Genomic DNA, 21258 nt, shown 5'->3' with positions numbered 1-21258 from the left:
TTGTTGCTCCCGCCGGAAGCGCCAGGGTCGGAGGGGGGTTTCCTTAAGCCGGGATGCGGCGGGCGCGCTCGCTCTCGGTCTTGAGCTGGCCGCAGGCGGCGGCGATGTCGCGGCCGCGGGGGCGGCGGACCGGCGACGCGTACCCTGCGTCGTTCAGGATGTTGGCAAACCGCTCGATCTGCGCCCGCTTGGAGGTGGCGTAGGGGGAGTTGGGCCAGGGATTGAAGGGGATGAGGTTGACCTTGGCGGGGAGGCCTTCGAGGAGGCGGACGAGTTCGCGGGCCTCGGCCTCGCTGTCGTTGACGCCGTCGAGCATGACGTACTCGAAGGTGATGCGGCGGGCGTTGGAGGCGCCGGGGTAGCGGTGGCAGGCCGCCATCAGTTCCTTGATGGGGTACTTGCGGTTCAGCGGCACGATCTCGTCGCGGAGTTCGTCGGTGACGGCGTGCAGCGAGACCGCGAGGTTGACGCCGAGTTCGGCGCCCGCGCGGTCCATCATGGGGACGACACCGGAGGTGGAGAGGGTGATGCGGCGGCGGGAGAGACCGATGCCCTCGTTGTCCATGGCGATCTTCAGCGCCTTGGCCGTGGCCTCGTAGTTGTAGAGGGGTTCGCCCATGCCCATGACGACGATGTTGGAGAGCAGGCGGGTTTCGGACTGTGGGCTCGGCCATTCGCCGTAGCTGTCGCGGGCGGCCATGAACTGGCCGATGATCTCGCCGGCGGAGAGGTTGCGGACGAGCTTCTGGGTGCCGGTGTGGCAGAAGCGGCAGGAGAGGGTGCAGCCGACCTGGGTCGAGATGCAGACGGCGCCGCGGTCGTCGTCGGGGATGTAGACGGTTTCGACCTGCTGGCCGTCGCGCATCTGGAAGAGCCACTTGCGGGTGGCGTCGGTGCTGGTCTGCTCGGTGGTGACCTCGGGGCGGCCGATGGTGAAGCGTTCCGCCAGCTTCGCCTGTAGGGGCTTGGCGATGGAGGACATGGCCGCGAAGTCGCGGGTGCCCTGGTGGTAGATCCAGTGCCAGAGCTGCTTCGCGCGGAAGGGCTTCTCGCCGATCGCGACCATCTCGGCCGCGAGTTCGTCGCGCGTGAGGCCGAGGAGGTCGCGGCGGCCCTCGGCGTCGGTCTGCGCGGGCGGCGCGAAGATCGCGGCCTTGGCGAGGATGCGGGCGCGCTCGGCCTCGGTCAGCTCGTCGGCGGGGAGGGGGGTGCGGGCGTTCACCGGCGGGGCCTTGAGGGCGCGGCGGCGGGGCACTCGCGCGAGATGGCGTCGTAGGCGGCGGAGAAGCCCTGGAGGGAGAAGGTCTCGGTGGTGCTGCGGTTGTTGGCGGCGGGGCTCTTCGCCTCGGCCTCGCGGCCGTTGCGGAAGGCGCTCACGGTCGCGCGGCCGTCGCGGGCGAAGGCGTTGTCGCCGGCGGTGTAGAAGTTCAGCTCCTTGCCGTTCACCTCCACCGTCACCTCGGCGTTGCGCGGGAAGGCGCGGCCGACGCGGAGCGCGACCTGGTCGCGGCCCTGGGGGCGGTGGGTGACGGTGAGGAGGGCGTTCGCGTTGCCGTCCGGGCGGGTGAAGGCGTAGCAGACCTTGCCGCCGTTCTCGCTGTGGGTGGCGGCGGTCCATTCACCGAAGGTGCCGAGGCGCTGGGGGCCGGCGGCGGGGGTGTTGGCGGCCGGGGTGTTGGTGGCGGGCGCCTGGGCGGGGGTCGCGGCGCCCGCGCGTGGTTCCGCCGCCGCGCCCTGGCGGGCCTGGGCGAGCGCGGGCGCCGGGCGGAGGGCCGGCGCCACGAGGAGGAGGGCCGCGAGGACGGGGATGGGACGGATCATGGCCCCGCAGATAGACCTCCTCCCCGGCGCTCTTCAACCGCCAGGACTGCATGATTGGCCCCCATCCGGCGGGGGCGGGGCGGGGGTGTCTTCCGCGGGCGGCGGCGGGGCCGTATTGCCGGGGGATGCCCGACGCGACCGATGCCCAGCTTGCCGCCCAGTACGAGGCGCTTCCCTACCCCGCGCGCGACCCGCGGGACGAGGCGAAGCGGCTGGTCGTCGGCAGTCCGTCCAACCTGGCGGAGGTGGACCACTGGGTGTTTGGCGCGCGCCGGCCGGCGGCGCTTCCGATGCGGGCGCTGGTGGCCGGGGGCGGCACCGGGGACGGGGCGATCATGCTGGCGCAGCAGATGGCCTGGGCGGGGCGGCCGGGGGAGGTGGTCTGGCTCGATCGCTCCGGGGCAGCCCGGCGCGTGGCGGAGGCGCGGGCGGCGGCGCGGGGGCTCTCCAACCTGCGCTTCGTGGAGGGGTCGATCCTGGACCTGCCGGAGGGGTTGGGCGTCTTCGACTACGTCGATTGCTGCGGGGTGCTGCACCACCTGCCGGATCCGGCGGCGGGGCTGCGGGCGCTAGCGGGGGTGCTGGCGCCGGGGGGCGGCCTCGGGATCATGGTCTACGCGCCGCACGGGCGCACGGGCGTCTACATGCTGCAGGAGGCGCTGCGGCTGATCGCCCCGGCGGAGGAGGCGCCGGCCGCGCGGGTGGAGGTGGCGAAGCGCGTGATGCGCCACCTGCCGGAGACGGCCTGGCTGCGGAAGAACCCCTGGATCACGGACCACCTGCCGCTGCCTCAGGGGGGCGGCGACCCCGGGCTGTACGACCTGCTGCTGAACCCGCGGGACGTCGCCTTCACGGTGCCGCAACTCGCGGCGCTGGTGGAGGGGGCGGGGCTGCGGATTTCGACGCTCGTGGAACCGGTGCGCTACGACCCGGACCACCTGCTGCCGGACCCGAAGCTGCGGGCGCGGACGGCCGCGATGGGGATGGTGGAGCGGGCGGCGCTGGCGGAGGCGCTGGCGGGGAACATGGGCATCCACATCGCCTACCTCGCGCGGGCGGAGGACCCGGCGATGCGGGCGGACTGGGAGGACCCCTCGGCGGTGCCGGTGCTGCGCGGGGGGGACGGCGGGGCTTGGGCGAAGGCGGCGCGCGGGGGGAGCCTCGCGATCAGCTTCGACGGGCTGCGGGTGGTGCTTCCCGTGCCGCCGCTGGCCTCGGCCATCCTCGCGCGGGTGGACGGGACGACGAGCCTGGCCGGGATCGCGCGGGCGGTGGAGGCCGGGGGGGCGCCCGCGGCGCAGGTGGCGCGCGACATGGCGGCGCTGTGGCGGGCAATGGAGCCGACGAACCGGGTGACGCTGGCGGCGCGGGGGTGAGCGTGGCTGGGACGGACGCGCCGGCCATCGTCATCTTCGGCGCGGCCGTGCGGCCCGACGCGCGCCCGAGCCAGACGATGCAGCGGCGCGTCGCGGCGGCGGTGGAGCTGGGGGAGGCATTGGGCGGCCGCCCCGTCTTCGTGCCGACGGGGGGGCAGGGGCGACACGGGCCGGCCGAGTCCCAGGTGATGGCGAAGCTGCTGCGGGACTGGGGGATCGACCCCGATCGCATCCGGGAGGAGCCGACGGGGACGGACACGCTGTCCTCGGCGCGGGCCGTTGCGGCGATGCTGCGGGACTGGCCGGGCACGGTCCACCCGGTCTCGTCGGGCTACCACCTGCCGCGCTGCGCGCTGCTGCTGCGGCTGCTCGGGCTGCGGGTGGGGCCCGGGCAGGCGGCGGTGCCGGGGCCGGGGTTCAGCGACCTGCGCTGGCGCCTGCGGGAGGTGCCGGCGCTGCCCTACGACGCGGCGCTGGCGGCCTGGCACCGGCTGCGGGGCGGGTAGGGGCCGGGCGGGGCTTTTCGGCCCCGCCGGCCGGCGCGGACGGCCAGGATCCCGGCCGCCCGTGGAGGAAGGGGGCGCCTGAGCGCCCCGGACCGTCAGGTCTCCTCGTCGTTGTCGCTCTCGACGCCGATCTCCTCGGCGATGTCCTCGTCCTCGTCGAGGTCCTCGGCGTCGTCGTCGGCGTCGGCCACGTCGGCCTCCACCTCCACGTCGTCGGTGTCGGCGCCTTCCACGGCGGCGGGGCGCTTGCGGACCTTCTCCTCCGGCAGGGGGGCGGCGACGCGCTTGGCGCGCGGCTGCTCGGCCGGCTGCTCGGTGCCGCACTTGGGGCAGACCGCGGGGCTGCGGGCGAGGTCGTAGAAGCGGGCGCCGCAGGCGACGCAGGTTCGCTTGAGGCCGAGTTCGGCTTTGGCCATCAGGAAGCCTCGAATGGGCCCTCCGCGGGGGCGGGCCAAAGGGGTGTCGGAAAGGGCGGCGCGCATTGCCACGGGGCCCCTGGCGTGTCAAACGCGGCGGCCCTCCACCAGCCGCAAGTGTTGCCCATGACCGATCGCTTGCCCCTCTCCGCGGCCGGTCATGCCGGCGCGGCGCCGCCGCGGCCGATGCGGGCGGGGCCGCCCGGCCGGGGGCTTTCCGGGCGGGTCTCGGTGCCCGGCGACAAGTCCATCTCGCACCGCGCGCTGATGTTCGGGGCGTTGGCCGTGGGCACCACCGAGATCACCGGGCTGCTGGAGGGCGAGGACGTGCTGCGCACGGCCGCCGCCATGCGGGCGCTGGGCGCCGAGGTGGAGCGGGTGGCGCCGGGCCACTGGCGGGTGGCGGGGCGCGGGGTCGGTGGGCTGGTGGAGCCGGCGGACGTGCTGGACATGGGCAATTCGGGCACCGCGGCGCGGCTGATCTGCGGGCTGCTGGCGGGGCATCCCCTGTTCGCGGTGCTGACGGGCGACGCCTCGCTGCGCGGGCGGCCGATGCGGCGGGTGACGGAGCCGCTCTCGGCAGTCGGCGCGCGCTTCACGGGGCGGGCCGGCGGGCGGCTGCCGCTGGCGGTGGAGGGGGCGGCGGAGCCGGTGCCGCTGGACTACGTCCTGCCCGTGCCCTCGGCCCAGGTGAAGTCGGCGGTGCTGCTGGCCGGGCTCTGCGCGCGGGGGATCACCCGCGTGGAGGAGCCGGAGGCGACGCGGGACCACACGGAGAACATGTTGCGCCACTTCGGCGCCGTGGTGCGGGTCGAGGCCGAGGGGCACCGGCGGGTGATCGAGCTGGAGGGCCAGCCGGAGCTGCGCGCGGCGCCGGTGGTGGTGCCGGCGGACCCGTCCTCGGCGGCCTTCCCTCTGGTGGCGGCGCTGCTGGTGCCGGGCTCCGCCGTGACGGTGGAGGGGGTGGGGCTCAACCCGCTGCGGACGGGGCTCTTCGCGACGCTGCGTGAGATGGGGGCGGACCTCGCCGTCTCGAACGCGCGGGTCGAGGGCGGGGAGAGCGTGGGGGACCTGACCGCCACCTTCTCGGCGCTGCGGGGCGTGGAGGTGCCGCCGGGGCGGGCGCCCTCGATGATCGACGAGTACCCGGTGCTGGCGGTGGCGGCCGCCTTCGCGCGGGGGACGACGCGGATGCGGGGCCTGGGAGAGCTGCGGGTGAAGGAGAGCGACCGGCTGGCCGCGACCGTCGCCCTGCTGGCGGCCGCGGGCGTCACGGCCGTGGTGGAGGGGGACGACCTGGTGGTGACGGGCGACGGATCGCCGGCGCCGGGGGGCGGGACGGTGGCGACCCAGATGGACCACCGGATCGCCATGTCGGCGCTGGTGATGGGGCTGGCGGCGGCGCGGCCGGTGGCGGTGGACGACACGGGCTTCATCGACACCTCCTTCCCGGGCTTCGCCGCGATGATGAACGGGCTCGCGGGCGGGGACGCGATCGCGCCGGCGGCCGCGCCGTGAGCGAGGCGGGCGCGCCGGAGGGGCTGGTGGACCCCGTCGTGGTGGCCGTGGACGGGCCGGCGGCGGCGGGCAAGGGCACGCTGGCGCGGCGGCTCGCGCGGGAGCTGGGGCTGCCCTACCTCGACACCGGGCTGCTCTACCGGGCGGTCGCGCGGCGGGTGCTGCTGGCGGGCGGGCTGCCGACGGACCCCGGGGCGGCCGAGGCGGCGGCGCGCGGGCTGGACCTGGCGGACCTCGACCGCCCCGACCTGCGCGGGGCGGAGGTGGACCAGGGGGCGAGCCAGGTGGCGGCCCAGCCGGCGGTGCGGGCCGCGCTGCTCGACTTCCAGCGCGACTTCGCGGCGCGCAAGGGCGGCGTGATGGACGGGCGGGACATCGGGACGGTGGTCTGCCCGGACGCGCGGGTGAAGCTCTTCGTCACGGCCTCGCCGGAGGCGCGGGCGCGGCGGCGCTGGCTGGAGCGGGCCGGGCGGGGCGAGGTGGTGGTGCTGGAGGAGGTGGCGGCGGAGATGGCGCTGCGGGACGCGCGCGACGCCGCCCGCGACGTGGCGCCGATGCGGCCGGCCGAGGACGCGCTGCTGCTGGACACGACGGAGATGGACGCCGAGGCCGCCTTCCGCGAGGCCTGGACGCTGGTGCAGGCGCGGCTTTCCGTCTGAGGGGGCCGGCCCCCGCGGCGCCTCCCGCCGGCCGGGCGGGACGCGTCCGCGAGGGGCGGCGCCCGCCCTCAGGCCCGACGGCGGCGGCGGACGGCGGCGAGGCCGGCGAGGCCGACGCCGAGGAGGCCCAGGGAGGCGGGCTCGGGCACGGCCACCGGCGAGAGGAAGCCGCGGATCTCGCCGTTGGGGAAGAGGCTCGTGTGGATGTTGAGGTAGGCCAGGCCGGCCGACATCCCCGCGAGGAGGGAGGCCTCGGCCGCGGCCGTGCTTCCCCCGTTCGAGGTGAGGAAGGACGGGTTGTAGGTGGCGGCCAGGAGGGTGTCGAAGCTGCTCGTGTAGGTGCCGCTCGTCACGCCCAGCGGGAAGCCCGAGAAGGTCGGGACCTGGGTCGCGACCGGCGCGGCGCCGGTGCCGGGCGCGGCCGTGCAGCAGTGGATGTGGGCGGCCGCGGTGGTGCCGAGCAGGTTGCTGAAGGTGAAGCTGACGGCGAGCGTGTGCGCGGCGGTGTCGAGGCTGACGACGGCGTTCGCGACGCCCGTCGAGTTGTTCGGGACGTCCTCCTGGGCGCCGCTGAGCGTGGCCGTGAAGGTGACGGGCGCGGCGCTGGCGAGGGGCACCGCGGCGGCGATGGCGAGGGCCAGCGCCGTGGCGAGGGACGGGGCCCCGCGCCGGACGGTGCCCGTGAACTGCTCTGCTCTCATGCGACGTTCTCCGTGACCGGGCACGGGTATGATTCCCCTGCTCCACGAATACAGGGAGCAAGGAGCGGACCACGTTGTAGTCGATTGAAGCCGCAAGAAGAAAAAAGACGCTGTCTGGCGGCTGGAAAATCCACCGACTCAAGTACTTGGGTGCTTCAAGTATCGCTTACTTCCGGATGCGACACGAGGGGATCACGTCCGCGTTTTTTCTCGCCGTTCGCCAGGCCGCCCGCTCCCCGGGCGCGCGGAGGCGGGTTCCCCTTGCAAGAGAGGGGCGCGATGGCTTAATGGGGCGCGGTGACCGGGGCTCTGATCCCGGCCGCTCACCCGTACCCGGGTGCTCCCCGAACAGGCCCGACCGGGCAAGACGTGCCATCCAGCCGGCCGCGAGCGGCGGCAGAGGGGTGGGGCGCAGGACCCAGGCGGCGCGTCATGCCCCGCCTTCAGGAACACACCGCTACATGGCATCTGCCACCACCCTCGACCGGCCCATGGCCGGCGGCGAGGACTTTGCCTCCCTTCTCGACGAGACGCTGGGCGCCGACACCGGCTTTGCCGGCTCCGTCGTCACGGGGAAGGTCATCCGCATCGATGACGACGTCGCCGTCGTCGATGTCGGCCTCAAGAGCGAGGGGCGCGTTCCCCTCCGCGAGTTCGCGGCCCAGGGCCAGAAGCCCGAGGTCAAGCCGGGCGACCTGATCGAGCTCTTCGTCGAGCGCTACGAGGACCGCGACGGCTCCATCGTGCTCTCGCGCGAGAAGGCGCGGCGCGAGGAGGCCTGGACGAACCTCGAGAAGCAGTTCCAGGCGCAGGTGCGCGTGAACGGCGTCATCTTCGGGCGCGTGAAGGGCGGCTTCACCGTCGACCTCGGCGGCGCCGTGGCCTTCCTTCCGGGTTCGCAGGTCGACATCCGCCCCGTGCGCGACGTCGGGCCGCTGATGGGCTCGCCCCAGCCGTTCCAGATCCTGAAGATGGACCGCGCCCGCGGGAACATCGTGGTGTCGCGCCGCGCGGTTCTCGAGGAGACGCGCGCCGAGCAGCGCTCCGAGCTGATCCAGGGCCTGAAGGAGGGCATGGTCCTCGACGGCGTGGTGAAGAACATCACCGACTACGGCGCCTTCGTGGACCTGGGCGGCGTGGACGGGCTGCTGCACGTCACCGACATCGCCTGGCGCCGCATCAACCACCCGAGCGAGGCCCTGACGATCGGCCAGCCGGTGAAGGTGCAGGTCATCCGCTTCAACTCCGAGACGCAGCGCATCTCGCTCGGCATGAAGCAGCTGATGTCCGACCCCTGGGAGGGCGTGGCCGCCAAGTACCCGGTGCAGGGCAAGTTCTCGGGCCGCGTGACCAACATCACCGACTACGGCGCCTTCGTGGAGCTGGAGCCGGGGGTCGAGGGCCTCGTGCACGTGTCCGAGATGTCCTGGACGAAGAAGAACGTCCATCCGGGCAAGATCGTCGCCACTTCGCAGGAAGTGGAGGTGGTCATCCTCGACGTGGACGAGCCGAAGCGCCGCATCTCGCTCGGCCTCAAGCAGGCGCAGGGCAACCCGTGGGAGGTCTTCATGGAGACCCATGCCCCGGGCACCATCGTCGAGGGCGAGATCCGCAACATCACCGAGTTCGGGCTCTTCGTCGGCCTGGCCCCGGAGATCGACGGCATGGTCCACATGTCCGACCTGTCGTGGGACCTCACGCCCGAGCAGGCGATGGCGAACTACAACAAGGGCGACATGGTCAAGGCCAAGGTCCTTGATATCGACGTCGAGAAGGAGCGCATCTCGCTCGGCATCAAGCAGCTCGAGGCCGATCCGGCCGCCGAGGTGCTGGACAAGGTGCGCAAGGGCGAGGTCGTCACCTGCATCGTGACGAAGGTCGAGGCCAACGGCATCGAGGTGAAGGTCGACGAGGTCCTCACGGGCTTCATCCGCCGCGCCGAGCTTGCCCGCGACCGCGGCGACCAGCGCCCCGAGAAGTTCGCCATCGGCGAGAAGGTGGATGCCAAGGTCACCGGCATCGACCGCGCCGCCCGTCGCCTGGCCCTGACGATCAAGGGCAAGGAGATCGAGGAGGAGCGCGAGGCGGTGAAGGAGTTCGGGACGTCGGACAGCGGCGCGTCGCTGGGCGACATCCTGGGCGCGGCCATCCGCCGCCGGAACCTCTCCACGGACGAGTGAGCCCCGTTCTGGGCTGAGAGTGAGGGGCCGTCCCGCGAGGGGCGGCCCTTTTTCGTTGGGCGGCGCCTCAGGCGGGGCGGGGCACGGCCTGGCGGGCGAGGAGCTTCCAGTCGCCGCCCTGCTTCTGCATCACGAGCAGCACGCCGATGCGCACGTTGCCCGGGCGGCCGCCGTCCATCGTCTCGGCGGTGAGGAGGTGGCGGACGGTCGCTACGTCGCCCGAGACCTGGATCGCCTGCTCGGAGAGGTTGATGCTGCGGAAGACGCTGCGGCCCTCCACGATGGCGGCGACGAACTGCTCCTTGTTCTCCACGCGGCCGGAGGAGTGGCCGTAGGTGAGGGCCTCGGCGGCGGTGGCCTCGAGGCGGGCGCGGTCGGCCGCGATCATGGCCTGGCGGAGGCGCTCCACGGCGTCGGCGACGGCCTTCTCGTCGGCCGGGGAATTCGCGGGGGTCTGGGCGAGGGCGGGGGCGGCGGCCGCGGCGGCGAGCCAGCCGGCGGCGAGGGCGAGGCTTCGGCGGGTAAGGGTCAAGCGTTCCTCCTGTTCGTCCGGCCCGGCGCCCGGGCCGCGGCGAAAGGCTAGGAGGGTTCCGAGGGGGCCGTCACCCCCCGCGCGGCGCCTCCTCCACCCCTTCCGCGACGAAGCCGCGCCAGCCGGCCGCGCGGAGCTCGCAGGCGGGGCAGGTGCCGCAGCCGTGGCCCCAGGGGTGCATCGCGCCGCGCTCGCCGCGGTAGCAGGTGTGGGTCTCCTCCACGACGAGGCGCACCAGGGGGTCGCCGCCGAGGCGCCGGGCGAGGCGCCAGGTCTCGGCCTTGTCGATCCACATGAGGGGGGTGTGGAGGACGAAGCGGCGGTCCATGCCGAGGTTCAGCGCCACCTGCAGCGCCTTGATCGTGTCGTCGCGGCAGTCGGGGTAGCCGGAGAAGTCCGTCTCGCACATGCCGCCGACGAGGTGGCGGAGGCCGCGGCGGTAGGCGAGGGCCGCGGCGAAGGTGAGGAAGAGGAGGTTGCGGCCGGGGACGAAGGTGTTGGGCAGGCCGTCCTCCCGCATGGCGATCTCGGTGTCCCGCGTGAGCGCCGTGTCGGAGAGGGCGCCGAGGGCGTCGAGGGCGAGGCTGTGGTCCTCGCCGAGGCGGGCGGCCCAGGCGGGGTTCAGGGCGGCGAGGCCGCGGCGGAGCGCCGGGCGGCGGTCGAGCTCGACCCGGTGGCGCTGGCCGTAGTCGAAGCCGAGCGTCTCCACGCGGGGGAAGCGGTCCAGCGCCCAGGCGAGGCAGGTGGTGGAGTCCTGGCCGCCGGAGAGGAGGACGAGGGCGCCGTCGTTCGCGGTGTCGGTCATGCCGGCGGGAGGTGCCCGGCGGGGGCGGCGCTGTCCAGCGCGGGGCCTCAGCCGGCGAGGCCGAGGGCCAGGAAGGCGCGGGCGGCGGGGGGCCAAGCCTCCACAATCGCGACGCGCCAGTGCCAGGCGGCCAGCGCCCCGCCGGCGAGGAGGAGGACGGAGGCGGCCCAGGCGGCGGCGAGGGCGGCGCCCGCGCGATCGGCCGGGAGCTTCGGGAGGCGGGCGAGGAGGGCGGCGCCGCGGCCCGGCGGCGCGGCGGCCGGGGCCGGGGCGGGGGGCGCGGGTTGCGGGATGCTCGCCAGCAGGGTCGGCCAGGCGGGGCCGTCGGGGGGCGAGGGGTCGAGGTCGGGCGGCGGGGGCGAGGGTTCGGCGGTGGGGGCGGCGCCGGGTTCGGCCGGGCTCGGGGCCCAGGTGTGGCCGCAGCGGGCGCAGCGGAGCGGACGGCCCTCGCCGAGCCTGGCGGCCAGGGCGGGGGGCAGTTCGTAGGCGGCGGAGCATTCCGGGCAGGCAACGCGCATGGCCCAGGATGTTTCCGCATCGCGATTAACGCAACGCCACCCGGTGCTCAGCGGGCGCGGGGCGGCTACCGTTCGGGCGCCCGGCGTGGCACATCGCGGCCATGGTGCGCTTTTCCCAGGTCGGGCTCCGCTACCCCGACCCCGTCCGCGGCGCCGCGGCGGGGGAGCGGGAGACGCTTCGAGACCTCTCCTTCACGCTCCCCCAGGGGTCCTTCACCTGGCTGACGGGGCCGTCCGGGGCGGGCAAGACCTCGCTGCTGCGGATGATGCAGCTCTCGCTGCGGCCGACGCGCGGAGAGGTGGAGGTGCTGGGGATGCCGCTGTCGCGCGCGCGGCGGGCGGACCTGCCGCGGCTGCGGCGGCGGATCGGGGCGGTGTTCCAGGAGTTCCGGCTGCTGCCCTACCTCACGGCCTTCGACAACGTGGCGCTGCCGCTGCGGCTCGCCGGGCGGCCCGAGGCGGGGCTGCGGCCGGACGTGACGGAGATGCTGCGCTGGGTCGGGCTGGACGGGCGGGAGGAGGCGCTGCCGCCGCAGCTCTCGGGCGGCGAGCAGCAGCGGGTGGCGATCGCGCGGGCGGTGGTGACGCGGCCGTCGCTGCTGCTGGCGGACGAGCCCACGGGGAACCTCGACGCCGCCCAGGCGCGGCGGCTGATGATGCTGCTGGAGGAGATGAACCGGCTGGGCGCCACCGTGGTGGTGGCGACGCATTCGCGCGACCTGATCGCGCAGCACCCGGGGCACGTCATGGCGCTGGAGGGGGGGCGGATCGTCTCGCTCGACCCCTGGCCGCACGCGGCCGAGGCGGGGCCGGAGACGGCGGCGGCCCTCCTGGCGGGGGAGGTGGACGATGGCTCCGCGCTCGAGGACGGGAGCGGGGACGCGGAGGAGGCGCCGGGGCCGGGCGACGCGGTGGAGGCGGGCCGGGCGCGGCGCGGCGTCTGGCCAGGGCCACGGCCCCCGGAGGCGGACCTTGGCTGAGCGGCGGCGGCGCATCTCGCGCGACCCGCTCGGCCTGCGCCGGGCGCTGTCGGACCGGCTGCTGCCGGGGCTGGTGGCGGCCATGGCGCTGCTGGCGGCGCTGGCGCTGGCGGGCGCGCAGGGGGCGGACCGGCTGGCGGACCGCTGGCAGGGCGGCGCGGCCGCGGCGGTGACGGTGCAGGTGCCGGAACCGGGCCGCGAGCGGATGGCGGCGGCGCTGGCGCTGCTTCGCGGGGACCGCGCCGTGGCCTCGGCCGAGGCGGTGAGCGCGGAGCGGGTGGCGGAGCTGCTGCGGCCCTGGCTGGGCAATGCGCCCTCGCTGATCCTGCCGGGGGTGATCGAGCTGCGGCTGCGGGGCTCGGCGGAGGGGCTGGAGGGCCTGGCCGGGCGGCTCTCGGCGGCGGTGCCGGGGGCGGAGCTGGAATCGCACGGGCTGTGGGTGGCGCGGCTGGCGGCGCTGGCGCGCTCGGTGCAGGGGGTGGCGCTGGCGGTGCTCGCGCTGGTCGCGGGGGTCGCCATGGCGGTGGTGGCGGTCGCGACGCGGGCGGGGCTGGCGGCGCGGCGGGAGGCGATCGGGGTGCTGCACGACCTCGGCGCCACGGACGCGGGCATCGCCGGGCGCTTCGCGCGGCGGGTGGGGATGCTGGCGGGGCTGGGGGCGCTCGGCGGGGCCGCGCTCGCGGTGCCGGCGCTGGCGGCGCTCTCGGGCCTCGCGCTGCCGCTCTCGGGGGGCGAGGAGACGGCGGGCGGGGCGCTGGCGGGGGTGCCCTGGGCGATGCTGGCGGCGCTGCCGCCGGTGGCCGCCGCGATCGGCTGGGGCACGGCCCAGGCCACCGTGCGGCGCTGGCTGAGGAACATGCCGTGACGGGGGCGCTGGTGCGGCTGCCGGCGCGCGGGGGGTGGCGCCGGCGGGGCACGCTGGCGCTCGGCGCGGCGCTGCTGGCCTCGCTCGGGCTGGGGCTCGGCTTCCTCGTCTTCGTGCTGCGGGTGGCGGGGATGCCGGCGGCGGAAGCGGGGCCGGTGCCCGGCGCGCCCGCCGGGATTGCCGTGCTGACGGGCGGGCCGGAGCGGGTGGAGGCCGGGCTCGGGCTGCTGATGGCGCGGGAGGGCGGGCGGCTGATCGTCTCCGGCGTCGGGCCGGAGGCGGGGCTCGGCGACCTCGCCCGGCGGGCGGGGCTGGAGGCGGCGGACCTTGCCGACCGCACCGACCTTGGCCACGAGGCGACCAGCACCCGCGGCAACGCGCGGGAGGTGGCGGCCTGGGCGCGGGCGGCGGGGCTGCGGGAGATCACGGTGGTGACCGCCGGCTTCCACATGCCGCGCGCCCTGCTGGAGCTGCGCCGCGCCCTGCCGGAGGCGGCGCTGCGGCCGCACCCCGTCGCCCCCTTCGTCGCGCGGCCGCTGCCGATGCTGCGCGAGTACCTGAAACTGCTGGGCGCGGGGCTTGGCCTCTCCGTCCTCGTCGAACGTCCGAGGCGCATCCTGCCGTGACCGCACTCCGCTCCGCCCTGTTCAACCTTCTCTTCTTCGGCTTCACCGCGCTGGTGGTGCTCTTCGGGCTGCCGCTGCTCGCCTTCCACCCGGACGTGATGCACCGCTACCTCCGGGGCTGGGCGCGGGGGTCGCTCTGGCTGCTGCGGGTGGTCTGCGGCATCCGGCTGCGGGTGACGGGGGCGGAGAACCTGCCGCTGCACGGCGCCGCGCTGATCGCGGCGCAGCACCAGTCGGCCTTCGACACCATCGTCTGGCACGCGCTGCTGCCGCGGCCGGCCTATGTCATGAAGGAGGAGCTGCTGCGGATCCCGGGCTGGGGGGCGATGGCGCGGCATGTCCACTCCATCCCCGTGGACCGGGAGGGGGGCGCCTCCTCGCTGAAGCGGCTCGTGCGGGCGACGCGCTCGGCGGCCGAGGCCGGGTACCAGGTGGTGATCTTCCCGGAGGGGACGCGCTCGGCCCCCGGGGAGGTGCAGCCCTGGCAGCCCGGCTTCGCGGCCATGGCGGCGGCGACGAGCCTGCCGGTCGTGCCCGTCGCGACCGATTCCGGGCGGCTCTGGGGCAAGCGGTCTTTCACCAAGCGGCCGGGGGTGCTGACCGTCGCGGTGCTGCCGGCGATCCCGCCTGGCCTGCCGCGGGCGGAGCTGACGAAGCGCGCCGAGGCGGCGGTGGCGGCGGCTTCGGCGGGGCTCGTCAGGGCTGTGGATGGATTGGTGGAATAAGCGGCGCGACCGCTTTCGACCGCGCGGCAAGATCGCGTGGCAAGGCCCTCTGGAGTCTGCGATTCCAAGGGCTTGGCCCCATCTGTGGATAATTTTATATCGAGTGATTACAGCGTGTTGCGGCAAAAAATCTGCGATTCGCGCATGATTCCGGAACAAAGAGGGGACGCTGTGGGGCCCCGGGAGTGGTCAATCCCTCTTCCTGTGGACAACTCGTGGGAAAACCCCGTCCCCGCTTGCCTGTCACCCGAGCGCCGCACCCGCTGGAGGGTCGCGGCGCAAGCGGCTGGAATCACGTGGGATCGGCGGGGGTGGTGCGCTCGGCGCCGATCGTTGCGGGCGTGACCGTCCCGCTTTCCGGCAGGAGGGCGGCGATGCGGTCGAGCCCGGCGTCGCGCACGCCGAGGGCGCGGAGATGGGCGACGGTGTTGAGGAGGTAGTCCCGGTTCGGCCCCATCACGCCGTGGCCGCGCCCGATGGCGACCGCCGCCGCGCCGGGGTCGAGCGCGCCGCAATAGGCCGTGGCGCCGCGGTCGGCCACGAAGGTGAGCGCGCGGCGGGTGCCGCCGCCGTCGAGGAGCTGCACGGGCAGGAGGCGGCGCTGGTAGACGCCGCCGGTCATCTCCCGCTCCTCCAGGTAGGCGAGGACGGCGGCGGCCTCGGCCGGGGCCACGCGGAAGACGACGCCCCGGCAGGAGCCGCCGCGGTCGAGGCCGAGGACGAGGCCGGGGGCCTCGGGCGTGCCGCGGTAGCGGTGCGAGAGGATGCAGAAGCGCCGGTGGAAGCCGTGCAGCCGCGCCGGGTGGGAGGAGAGGAAGGGGAAGCCCGGCTTCCAGATGAGGGAGCCGTAGCCGAAGACGTAGAGCGCGCCGTCGGCCTCCAGCAGCGGGGTGGGGTCGGGCGGGACGGGGGGCGAGGCGTCGGGGCTGGGGATCATGGCGTGGCGGTGCAGCATAGGGCATCCCGCGCCCGGTTGCAGCGGCCGGAGGGCGGGGCAGGGGCTCGCGGGGCGCGGCTTGTGCGGGGGGCGCGGGGCGGGGTCATATGCGAGGGGTGAGCGAGCCCCCGACCGGACCGTCCGGCCCCCCTTCCCGCCCCCTTCCCCGCGCCGGGCGTCCGGGGCGCCGGCGCCTCTCGGGCGGGCGCGTCGCGGCGATCGCGCTGGGGGCGATCGTGCTGCTGGCGGCGGCGCACACGCTTCTGTGGAACCTCATGGGGAGCCGGCTGCAGGCGGGCTACGACGCCTGGGCGGCGGCGCGGCGGGCGCAGGGCTGGCGGATCGAGCACGAGGCGCCCCAGCGCGGGGGATGGCCGCTCTCGGCGACGCTGCGGCTGCCGGAGTTCCGCTTCTCCGGCGGGGGGGCGACGGTGCCCGGCGGGATCGACTGGTCGGCGCGGGCGGTGGTGCTGCGGGTGGCGCTGCACCGGCCGGGGGAGCTGCGGGTCTCGGCCGGCGGGCCGCAGCGGCTGCGGGTGGGCCAGGCGGAGATCCCCTTCGCCGCGGACCGGCTGACGGCGCGGCTGCCGCTGCAGGCGAACGTGCCGCCCAAGGGGGGCGAGTTCGAGGCGCTGCGGCTGCGGATCGGCACCGCGGCCGGGGGGATGGAGGTGGGCGCCGCGGCGCTCGCCTTCGACAGCCGGATGAGCGCGATCGAGGGGGAGCCGGCCATCAGCCTGGAGGGGCTGGTGGAGAACGTGACCCTGCCGGTGGCGACGCCGCTCGGGAACGCCGTGCGGTCGCTGCGGATCGACGCGGCGCTGACCGGGCCCCTGCCGGGGGGGCGCAACCCCACGAACCGGGCGGCGACCTGGCGGGACGCCGGGGGGACTCTCGAGATCCGTCGGCTGGACCTCGACTACGGGCCGGCGACCGCGCAGGTGGCGGCGACGCTGGCGCTGGACGAGGCCCTGCAGCCCATGGGGGCGGGCACGCTGAAGCTGACGGGGGCGGAGGCGGTGCTGGACGCGCTGGTCTCGGGCGGCGCGGTGACGGCGCGGAACGCGGGGCTGGCGCGGCGGGTGGTGGGGCTGCTGGCCCGCCCGCTGGCCGAGGGGGAGCCGCCGGTGCTGGAGGTGCCGCTGACGCTGGAGGCGCGGGGCTTGGCGGTGGCGCGCATCCCCGTCGCGCGGCTGCCGCCGCTGGTCTGGCCAGGGCCGGCGGAGGGGCGCGGGCCGGGGCCTTGAGGGGGTGGTTTTGGGCGGCCTTCGGGCAAACGCGAAGCGTTTGTCCCGAGCCGGGGTGGCAGCGGCCACCCCGGACCCCGCGAGGGTTTTGACGCGCGCCCGAGGTCGAGGACCTCGGGCGACGGACAGGTCAGCCCGCGTGGCCGAGAGGATGACTCAAGGTCGGTGCCTCTGCCGGTGCAGATCCTGAAAGACAGATCGCGGGGTCCGGGGAGCCCGCCGGCTCCCCGGCGGAGGGTCTGGGAGGCAGCGCCTCCCAGGGGCCGCCGCCCGGACTCTCAACCAGCCGCGAACTGCAGGCGGGCGAGGCGGGCGTAGAGGCCGCCTTCCGCCACCAGGCGGTCGTGGGTGCCCTCGGCCACGGCGCGGCCGGCCTCCATGACGATGATGCGGTCTGCGCGGCGGACGGTGGCGAGGCGGTGGGCGATGACGAGGACCGCGCGCCCGCGGGAGAGGCGGGCGAGGGCGGATTGCACGGCGGCCTCGCTCTCGGCGTCGAGGGCGCTGGTGGCCTCGTCCAGCAGCAGCAGGGGCGGGTCGCGCAGCAGGGCGCGGGCGATGGCGACGCGCTGGCGCTGGCCGCCGGAGAGGCGGACGCCCTTCTCGCCGAGGAAGGTGGCGTAGCCCTGGGGAAGGGCCTCGATGAAGCCGGCGGCGTCGGCGGCCTCGGCGGCGGCGCGGATCTCGGACTCGGTGGCGTCGGGGCGGCCGTAGCGGATGTTGTCGCGGAGGTCCGCGCCGAAGATGACGGGGTCCTGGGGCACGAGGCCGATGCGGGCGCGGAGCGCCGCGGGGTCGGCGTCGCGGAGGTCCACGCCGTCGAGCGTCACGCGGCCGGAATCAGGGTCGCGGAAGCGGAGGGCGAGCTGGAAGAGGGTGGTCTTGCCCGCGCCCGAGGGGCCGACGAGGGCGACGGTCTCGCCGGGCTCGACCGAGAGGGTGACGCCGTCGAGGGCCGCGCGGTCGGGGCGGGTGGGGTAGTGCAGGCGCACGCCCTCGAAGGCGAGGCGGCCGACGGGGCGGCCGGGGCGCGGCGCGGGGAGCGGCACCGGGTGGGGCGGGGGCTGGATGGCCGGGACCGTCTGCAGGAACTCGTGCAGGCGCTCGGCGGCGCCGCCGGCGCGCTGCACCTCGCTCCAGAGCTCCGAGAGGGAGGTGACGGAGGAGGCGACGAGGACGGCGTAGAAGACGAAGGCCGAGAGCTCGCCCCCCGTTAGCCGCCCGGCCAGGACCTCGCGCCCGCCGGCCCAGAGGCTGAGGGTGATGGCGCCGAAGCCCAGCAGGATGACGCTGAGGATGAGGAGGGCGCGCACCCGCACGCGGGCGAGGGAGGCGGCGACGCTCTCCTCCGCGCGGGCGGTGAAGCGGGCAAGGTCGGCGGCCTCGTGGACATGGGCCTGGACGGCGGCCATGGCGTTGAGCGTCTCCTCCGCCTGGGCGCCGAGGTCCGCCACGCGCTCCTGGGCGGTGCGGCTGAGGCGGCGCTCCCGCCGGCCGAAGGCGACGAGGGGGAGGACGATGAGGGGAACGACCGCGATGACGAGGAGGGCGAGCCAGGCGCTGGTGACGAAGAGCATCGTGAGCGCGCCGAGCGCCGTCACGAGGGCGCGGAGCCACTGGGAGACGGCGGAGCCGACGAGGTTGCGGAGGATCTCGGTGTCGGCGGTGAGCAGCGTCAGCACGTCGCCGGTGCGGCGCTGCTCGTAGTGGGAGGGCGGCAGGGTGAGGCTGTGGGCGAAGACCTGGCGGCGCAGCGAGGCGCCGACGCGCTCGCCGAGCCAGGAGACGAGGTAGAAGCGGGCGGCGGTGCTGAGGGCGAGGAGGGTGACGAGGGCGAGGACCTCGAGCGCGTGGCCGTCGAGGCTGGAGACCCCGTCGCGGCCGGCGAAGCCCTCGTCCACGATGCGGCGGAGGCCCTGGCCGAGGACGAGGAGGAGGCCGGCGGCGGTTCCCATCGCGAGCACGGCGGCCGCGACGCGCCCGGCGTGGGGGCGGAGCAGCGGGAGCATGATGCGGAGCGCGGGGAGGCGGCCGCCCGGGGTGCGGCTCATGCGGCGCCCTTCGCGGCGCGGGCGGGGCGGAGGTCGGCGACGCGGACGGGGCGGTAGCCGCGGGGGTCCACGCCGACGTCGAACTGGCGGGGGAGCGGCTTGAGGCGGCCGTGGCTGTGGCCGTGGAGGTTCCAGGCGCCCTTCGGCCCGCCGTTCCAGGTGCGGAAGGGGTAGTGGCAGAGGACGAGGGCCTGGCCGTCGGCCTCGATCTCCGCGTAGTCGCGCGCGCTGGCCCAGCCCGGCAGGGCGCGGGTCGCGGGCGGGTCGTTGTTGCCGGTGACGAGGTGCTTCGTGCCATTCAGCGCGGCGAGGAGGCCGCCGGGGTCGGGGTGGCCGACCGCGAAGTCGCCGAGGTGCCAGATCTCGTCATTGGGCTGCACGGCCTCGTTCCAGGCGGCGGCGAGGGCGTCGTCCATGGCGGCGGTGCTCGGGAAGGGGCGGCGGAGGAGGGCGCGGAGGGAGCCGTGGCCGAAATGGGTGTCGGCGGTGAACCAGGTGGTCATCGGCGGGGCGCCGGGGGGCCGGCGGGGGGCGGGGCCGGCGTCATGGGGAGGTCCTCGGGGCTTCGTGCATCGGCTTTCGATGCAATATCGTATCGTTTAGCGGGGCTTGCGAGGGCGGCGCGGGGAGGGGTCATGGCGGTCTCGGGGGCACAGGGGTTCTTACCCCGATTGGGGCGCTTGTCACGAGGCGGCGGGCTGTGGGGTGGCCTGCCGGGGGATCGGGTTTTTCGGTGCCTTTCGTCGCGCTGCCGGATAGGCTTCGCGGCGGGCCGCAGGGGGAGAGAGGCGGATGAGCCTGCACGGGGGTGGATGCCTCTGCGGGGCGGTGCGCTACGAGACGCTGTCTGAACCGCTGCGCGTGACGACCTGCCATTGTCGCTTCTGCCAGCGCGCGACGGGGTCGGCCTATCTGGTCGAGCCGATCTTCCCCCTGGCCGACCTGAGGGTGACGAAGGGCGCTCCCCGTACCTACGACCATCGCTCGGAGGGGAGCGGCAAGATCGTCCACGTCCACTTCTGCGGGGATTGCGGCACGAAGCTCTACATGACCTTCGAGCGCTTCGCGACCTCCTGCGGGGTCTTCGCGGGCACCTTCGACGACCCGAACTGGTTCGAGATCAACGGGGCCAACGCGAAGCACATCTTCATCGGGGTGGCGCGGCACGAGACGATCCTGCCCCCCGGCGTTCCCACCTTTCCCCGGCACGCCATGACGAACGACGGCGCGCCGGAGGAGCCGGTGGTCTTCGCGGAGGCGCGGGTGGTGAGACCGGGGGGTGCTGGGCCGGTGGGCTGACGCGGGCGGCGCGGCGACCTAACCTGGGCGCCTCGGTTCTCAGGGGCTCACGGGCATGCATGATCTGGCCATCCGCGGCGGCACCGCCGTTCTCGGCGGCGCGGTGGTTCGTTGCGACATCGGCGTGACGGGCGGGCGGATCGCCGCCCTCGGCGAGCGGGTGGACGGCGCGACGGAGATCGACGCGGGCGGGCTGCTGGTGCTGCCGGGGGGCGTGGACACGCACTGCCACATCGAGGAGCCCTTCCCCGAGGGCGGCTTCCAGGAGGAGACCTGGGAGAGCGCCTCGCGCTCGGCCTTCGCGGGCGGGACGACGACGGTCGTGGCCCACACGCCGCAGTTCAAGGGCGGGGGGCTGGCGGAGCAGCACCAGGCGGCGCGGGCGCGGGCGGCGCGGGGGATGCTGGACCACGGGTTCCACCAGATCATCGCCGATCCCTCCGACGCGGCGCTGGCGGAGATCCCGGCGCTGGTGGCGGACGGGGTGGGCAGCCTGAAGGCCTTCCTGACCTACGACGCGCTGCACCTCGACGACGAGGCCTTCCTGCGGGTGCTGCGGGCGGCGCGACGGCACGGGCTGATGGTGCACGTCCACTGCGAGAACTTCGCCGCCATCAACCTGGCGACGCAGGACCTGCTGGCGGCGGGCTGCACGGCGCCGAAGTACCACGCGGCGTCCCGCCCGCCGGTGGTGGAGCGGGAGGCGACGGCGCGGGCGATCGCGCTGGCGGAACTGGTCGGGCAGCCGCTGCACGTCTTCCACGTCTCCTGCGCCGAGGTGGCGGAGGAGATCGCGCGGGCGCAGGCGCGGGGACTGCCGGTAAAGGGCGAGACCTGCCCGCAGTACTTCACGCTGACCGCCGGCGACATGGACCGGCCGGGCTTCGAGGGCGCGAAGTTCATGTGCAGCCCGGCGCCCCGCACGGCCGCGGACCACGAGGGGGTCTGGGCGATGCTGCGGCGGGGGGTGCTGGACGTCGTCACGTCGGACCACTGCGGCTTCTCCTACGAGGGCGGCCGCGGGAAGGCGAAGAACGGGCGGGGGGCGTCCTTCGACGCCATCCCGAACGGCATCCCGGGGCTCGCGGCGCGGCTGCCGCTGGTGTTTTCGGAGGGGGTGTCGAAGGGACGGATCGACCTGCCGGGCTTCGCGCGGCTGGTGGCGGAGAACCCGGCGCGGATCGCGAACCTCTACCCGCGCAAGGGGGTGATCGCGGTGGGCAGCGACGCCGACCTCGTGCTGTGGGACGCGGAGCGGGAGGTGACGATCACCAACGCGCTGATGCAGCACGCCATCGACTACACGCCCTACGAGGGGATGGCGGTGACGGGCTGGCCCGCCCTGACCATCCGGCGAGGCGAGGTGGTGATGCGGGACGGGGTGGTGAGCGCCACGCCCGGCTCCGGGCAGTGGCTGCCGCGGGCGCCGCGCCCGGTCTGACGCGGCGCTTCGGTCCTCTTCCCGCGCGGCGTCCGGCCCGGCGGCCGGGCGCTTC

General features: G+C 75.2%; 22 protein-coding genes. 12 read left to right on the top strand and 10 right to left on the bottom strand.

All coding sequences use genetic code 11. From position 1 onward, the window contains the following. Nucleotides 1–43: 43 nt before the first annotated feature. Both rlmN and EAH89_RS33075 read right to left on the bottom strand, forming a co-directional pair. The gene (gene rlmN, locus EAH89_RS12720; protein WP_140883567.1) at nt 44–1222 is read right to left on the bottom strand and encodes a 23S rRNA (adenine(2503)-C(2))-methyltransferase RlmN; all 1179 of its coding nucleotides are present in this window, start codon (nt 1220–1222) and stop codon (nt 44–46) included. Continuing rightward, nucleotides 1219–1821 carry an invasion associated locus B family protein gene (locus EAH89_RS33075; protein WP_161993565.1) on the bottom strand — a complete coding sequence of 201 codons (603 nt, stop codon included), beginning with the start codon at nt 1819–1821 and terminating at the stop codon, nt 1219–1221. Before EAH89_RS33075 ends, rlmN begins: the two co-directional genes overlap by 4 nt. Nucleotides 1822–1946: 125 nt before the next feature. Between EAH89_RS33075 and EAH89_RS12710 the strand changes: the two genes are divergently transcribed. After that, nucleotides 1947–3197 (top strand): class I SAM-dependent methyltransferase, encoded by a 1251-nt coding sequence (locus EAH89_RS12710; protein WP_140883565.1) that lies wholly within the window; start codon nt 1947–1949, stop codon nt 3195–3197. A 2-nt stretch (nt 3198–3199) separates the two neighbouring features. Continuing rightward, nucleotides 3200–3703 (top strand): YdcF family protein, encoded by a 504-nt coding sequence (locus EAH89_RS12705; protein ID WP_140883563.1) that lies wholly within the window; start codon nt 3200–3202, stop codon nt 3701–3703. Between the two features lie 95 nt (nt 3704–3798). On the opposite strand, the gene EAH89_RS12700 is transcribed toward EAH89_RS12705, so the two are convergent. Continuing rightward, nucleotides 3799–4119 (bottom strand): TIGR02300 family protein, encoded by a 321-nt coding sequence (locus EAH89_RS12700; protein ID WP_140883561.1) that lies wholly within the window; start codon nt 4117–4119, stop codon nt 3799–3801. Nucleotides 4120–4305: 186 nt separating this feature from the next. Here EAH89_RS12700 and aroA point away from each other — a divergent pair, with 186 nt between their 5' ends. Together aroA and EAH89_RS12690 are read left to right on the top strand one after the other, a co-directional pair. Beyond that, nucleotides 4306–5637: a 3-phosphoshikimate 1-carboxyvinyltransferase gene (aroA, locus tag EAH89_RS12695; RefSeq protein ID WP_140883708.1), complete on the top strand. Its 1332-nt coding sequence runs from the start codon at nt 4306–4308 to the stop codon at nt 5635–5637. 23 nt (nt 5638–5660) lie between these two features. Further along, nucleotides 5661–6296, top strand: a complete 636-nt coding sequence (locus tag EAH89_RS12690; RefSeq protein WP_140883710.1) for a (d)CMP kinase — start codon at nt 5661–5663, stop codon at nt 6294–6296. 68 nt (nt 6297–6364) lie between these two features. On the opposite strand, the gene EAH89_RS32590 is transcribed toward EAH89_RS12690, so the two are convergent. After that, on the bottom strand, nt 6365–6997 hold the full coding sequence (locus EAH89_RS32590) for a CHRD domain-containing protein (RefSeq protein WP_140883559.1): 633 nt from the start codon (nt 6995–6997) through the stop codon (nt 6365–6367). A 461-nt stretch (nt 6998–7458) separates the two neighbouring features. Here EAH89_RS32590 and rpsA point away from each other — a divergent pair, with 461 nt between their 5' ends. Continuing rightward, nucleotides 7459–9177, top strand: a complete 1719-nt coding sequence (gene rpsA / locus EAH89_RS12680; RefSeq protein WP_140883557.1) for a 30S ribosomal protein S1 — start codon at nt 7459–7461, stop codon at nt 9175–9177. A 67-nt stretch (nt 9178–9244) separates the two neighbouring features. Here rpsA and EAH89_RS12675 read toward each other — a convergent pair whose 3' ends face one another. The 3 genes from EAH89_RS12675 to EAH89_RS31965 form a co-directional block, all read right to left on the bottom strand. Beyond that, on the bottom strand, nt 9245–9709 hold the full coding sequence (locus tag EAH89_RS12675) for a nuclear transport factor 2 family protein (RefSeq protein ID WP_140883554.1): 465 nt from the start codon (nt 9707–9709) through the stop codon (nt 9245–9247). Between the two features lie 70 nt (nt 9710–9779). After that, nucleotides 9780–10514 carry a 7-cyano-7-deazaguanine synthase QueC gene (gene queC / locus EAH89_RS12670; RefSeq protein WP_140883552.1) on the bottom strand — a complete coding sequence of 245 codons (735 nt, stop codon included), beginning with the start codon at nt 10512–10514 and terminating at the stop codon, nt 9780–9782. A gap of 47 nt (nt 10515–10561) precedes the next feature. Beyond that, on the bottom strand, nt 10562–11032 hold the full coding sequence (locus EAH89_RS31965) for a zinc-ribbon domain-containing protein (RefSeq protein ID WP_140883550.1): 471 nt from the start codon (nt 11030–11032) through the stop codon (nt 10562–10564). A gap of 101 nt (nt 11033–11133) precedes the next feature. Between EAH89_RS31965 and EAH89_RS12660 the strand changes: the two genes are divergently transcribed. From EAH89_RS12660 to EAH89_RS12645, 4 genes are read left to right on the top strand one after another with little or no spacing between them, the layout of a single operon-like run. Next, nucleotides 11134–12012, top strand: a complete 879-nt coding sequence (locus EAH89_RS12660; RefSeq protein ID WP_140883548.1) for a cell division ATP-binding protein FtsE — start codon at nt 11134–11136, stop codon at nt 12010–12012. Beyond that, nucleotides 12005–12877, top strand: a complete 873-nt coding sequence (locus tag EAH89_RS12655) for a cell division FtsX domain-containing protein (protein ID WP_140883547.1) — start codon at nt 12005–12007, stop codon at nt 12875–12877. The genes EAH89_RS12660 and EAH89_RS12655 overlap by 8 nt, the downstream gene beginning before the upstream one ends. Further along, complete coding sequence (locus tag EAH89_RS12650) at nt 12874–13503, top strand: YdcF family protein (RefSeq protein WP_241666994.1); 630 nt, start codon at nt 12874–12876, stop codon at nt 13501–13503. The genes EAH89_RS12655 and EAH89_RS12650 overlap by 4 nt, the downstream gene beginning before the upstream one ends. Beyond that, on the top strand, nt 13500–14228 hold the full coding sequence (locus EAH89_RS12645; protein WP_140883545.1) for a lysophospholipid acyltransferase family protein: 729 nt from the start codon (nt 13500–13502) through the stop codon (nt 14226–14228). The genes EAH89_RS12650 and EAH89_RS12645 overlap by 4 nt, the downstream gene beginning before the upstream one ends. Nucleotides 14229–14520: 292 nt before the next feature. On the opposite strand, the gene EAH89_RS12640 is transcribed toward EAH89_RS12645, so the two are convergent. Beyond that, entirely contained in the window at nt 14521–15183 is a 663-nt protein-coding gene (locus tag EAH89_RS12640) for a gamma-glutamylcyclotransferase (protein WP_206667539.1), read from the bottom strand. A 98-nt stretch (nt 15184–15281) separates the two neighbouring features. Between EAH89_RS12640 and EAH89_RS12635 the strand changes: the two genes are divergently transcribed. Next, the gene (locus tag EAH89_RS12635; protein WP_161993564.1) at nt 15282–16412 is read left to right on the top strand and encodes a DUF2125 domain-containing protein; all 1131 of its coding nucleotides are present in this window, start codon (nt 15282–15284) and stop codon (nt 16410–16412) included. A 278-nt stretch (nt 16413–16690) separates the two neighbouring features. Here the strand turns inward: EAH89_RS12635 and EAH89_RS12630 are convergent, their stop codons facing one another. Both EAH89_RS12630 and EAH89_RS12625 read right to left on the bottom strand, forming a co-directional pair. Further along, nucleotides 16691–18463 (bottom strand): ABC transporter transmembrane domain-containing protein, encoded by a 1773-nt coding sequence (locus EAH89_RS12630; RefSeq protein WP_206667538.1) that lies wholly within the window; start codon nt 18461–18463, stop codon nt 16691–16693. Then, nucleotides 18460–18966, bottom strand: coding sequence for a metallophosphoesterase family protein (locus EAH89_RS12625; RefSeq protein WP_140883541.1), 507 nt, complete (start codon nt 18964–18966; stop codon nt 18460–18462). Before EAH89_RS12625 ends, EAH89_RS12630 begins: the two co-directional genes overlap by 4 nt. A gap of 289 nt (nt 18967–19255) precedes the next feature. Between EAH89_RS12625 and EAH89_RS12620 the strand changes: the two genes are divergently transcribed. Further along, nucleotides 19256–19762, top strand: a complete 507-nt coding sequence (locus tag EAH89_RS12620) for a GFA family protein (protein WP_194152327.1) — start codon at nt 19256–19258, stop codon at nt 19760–19762. A 55-nt stretch (nt 19763–19817) separates the two neighbouring features. Continuing rightward, nucleotides 19818–21203, top strand: a complete 1386-nt coding sequence (hydA, locus tag EAH89_RS12615) for a dihydropyrimidinase (RefSeq protein ID WP_140883539.1) — start codon at nt 19818–19820, stop codon at nt 21201–21203. The last annotated feature ends 55 nt before the right edge of the window (nt 21204–21258 follow it).

Origin of the sequence: Muricoccus nepalensis, assembly GCF_006438825.1 — a bacterium.
Classification (GTDB): Bacteria; Pseudomonadota; Alphaproteobacteria; order Acetobacterales; family Acetobacteraceae; genus Roseomonas; species Roseomonas nepalensis.
Note: the sequence above shows the minus strand (reverse complement) of the source record. Positions and strands in the feature narration are given on the sequence as shown.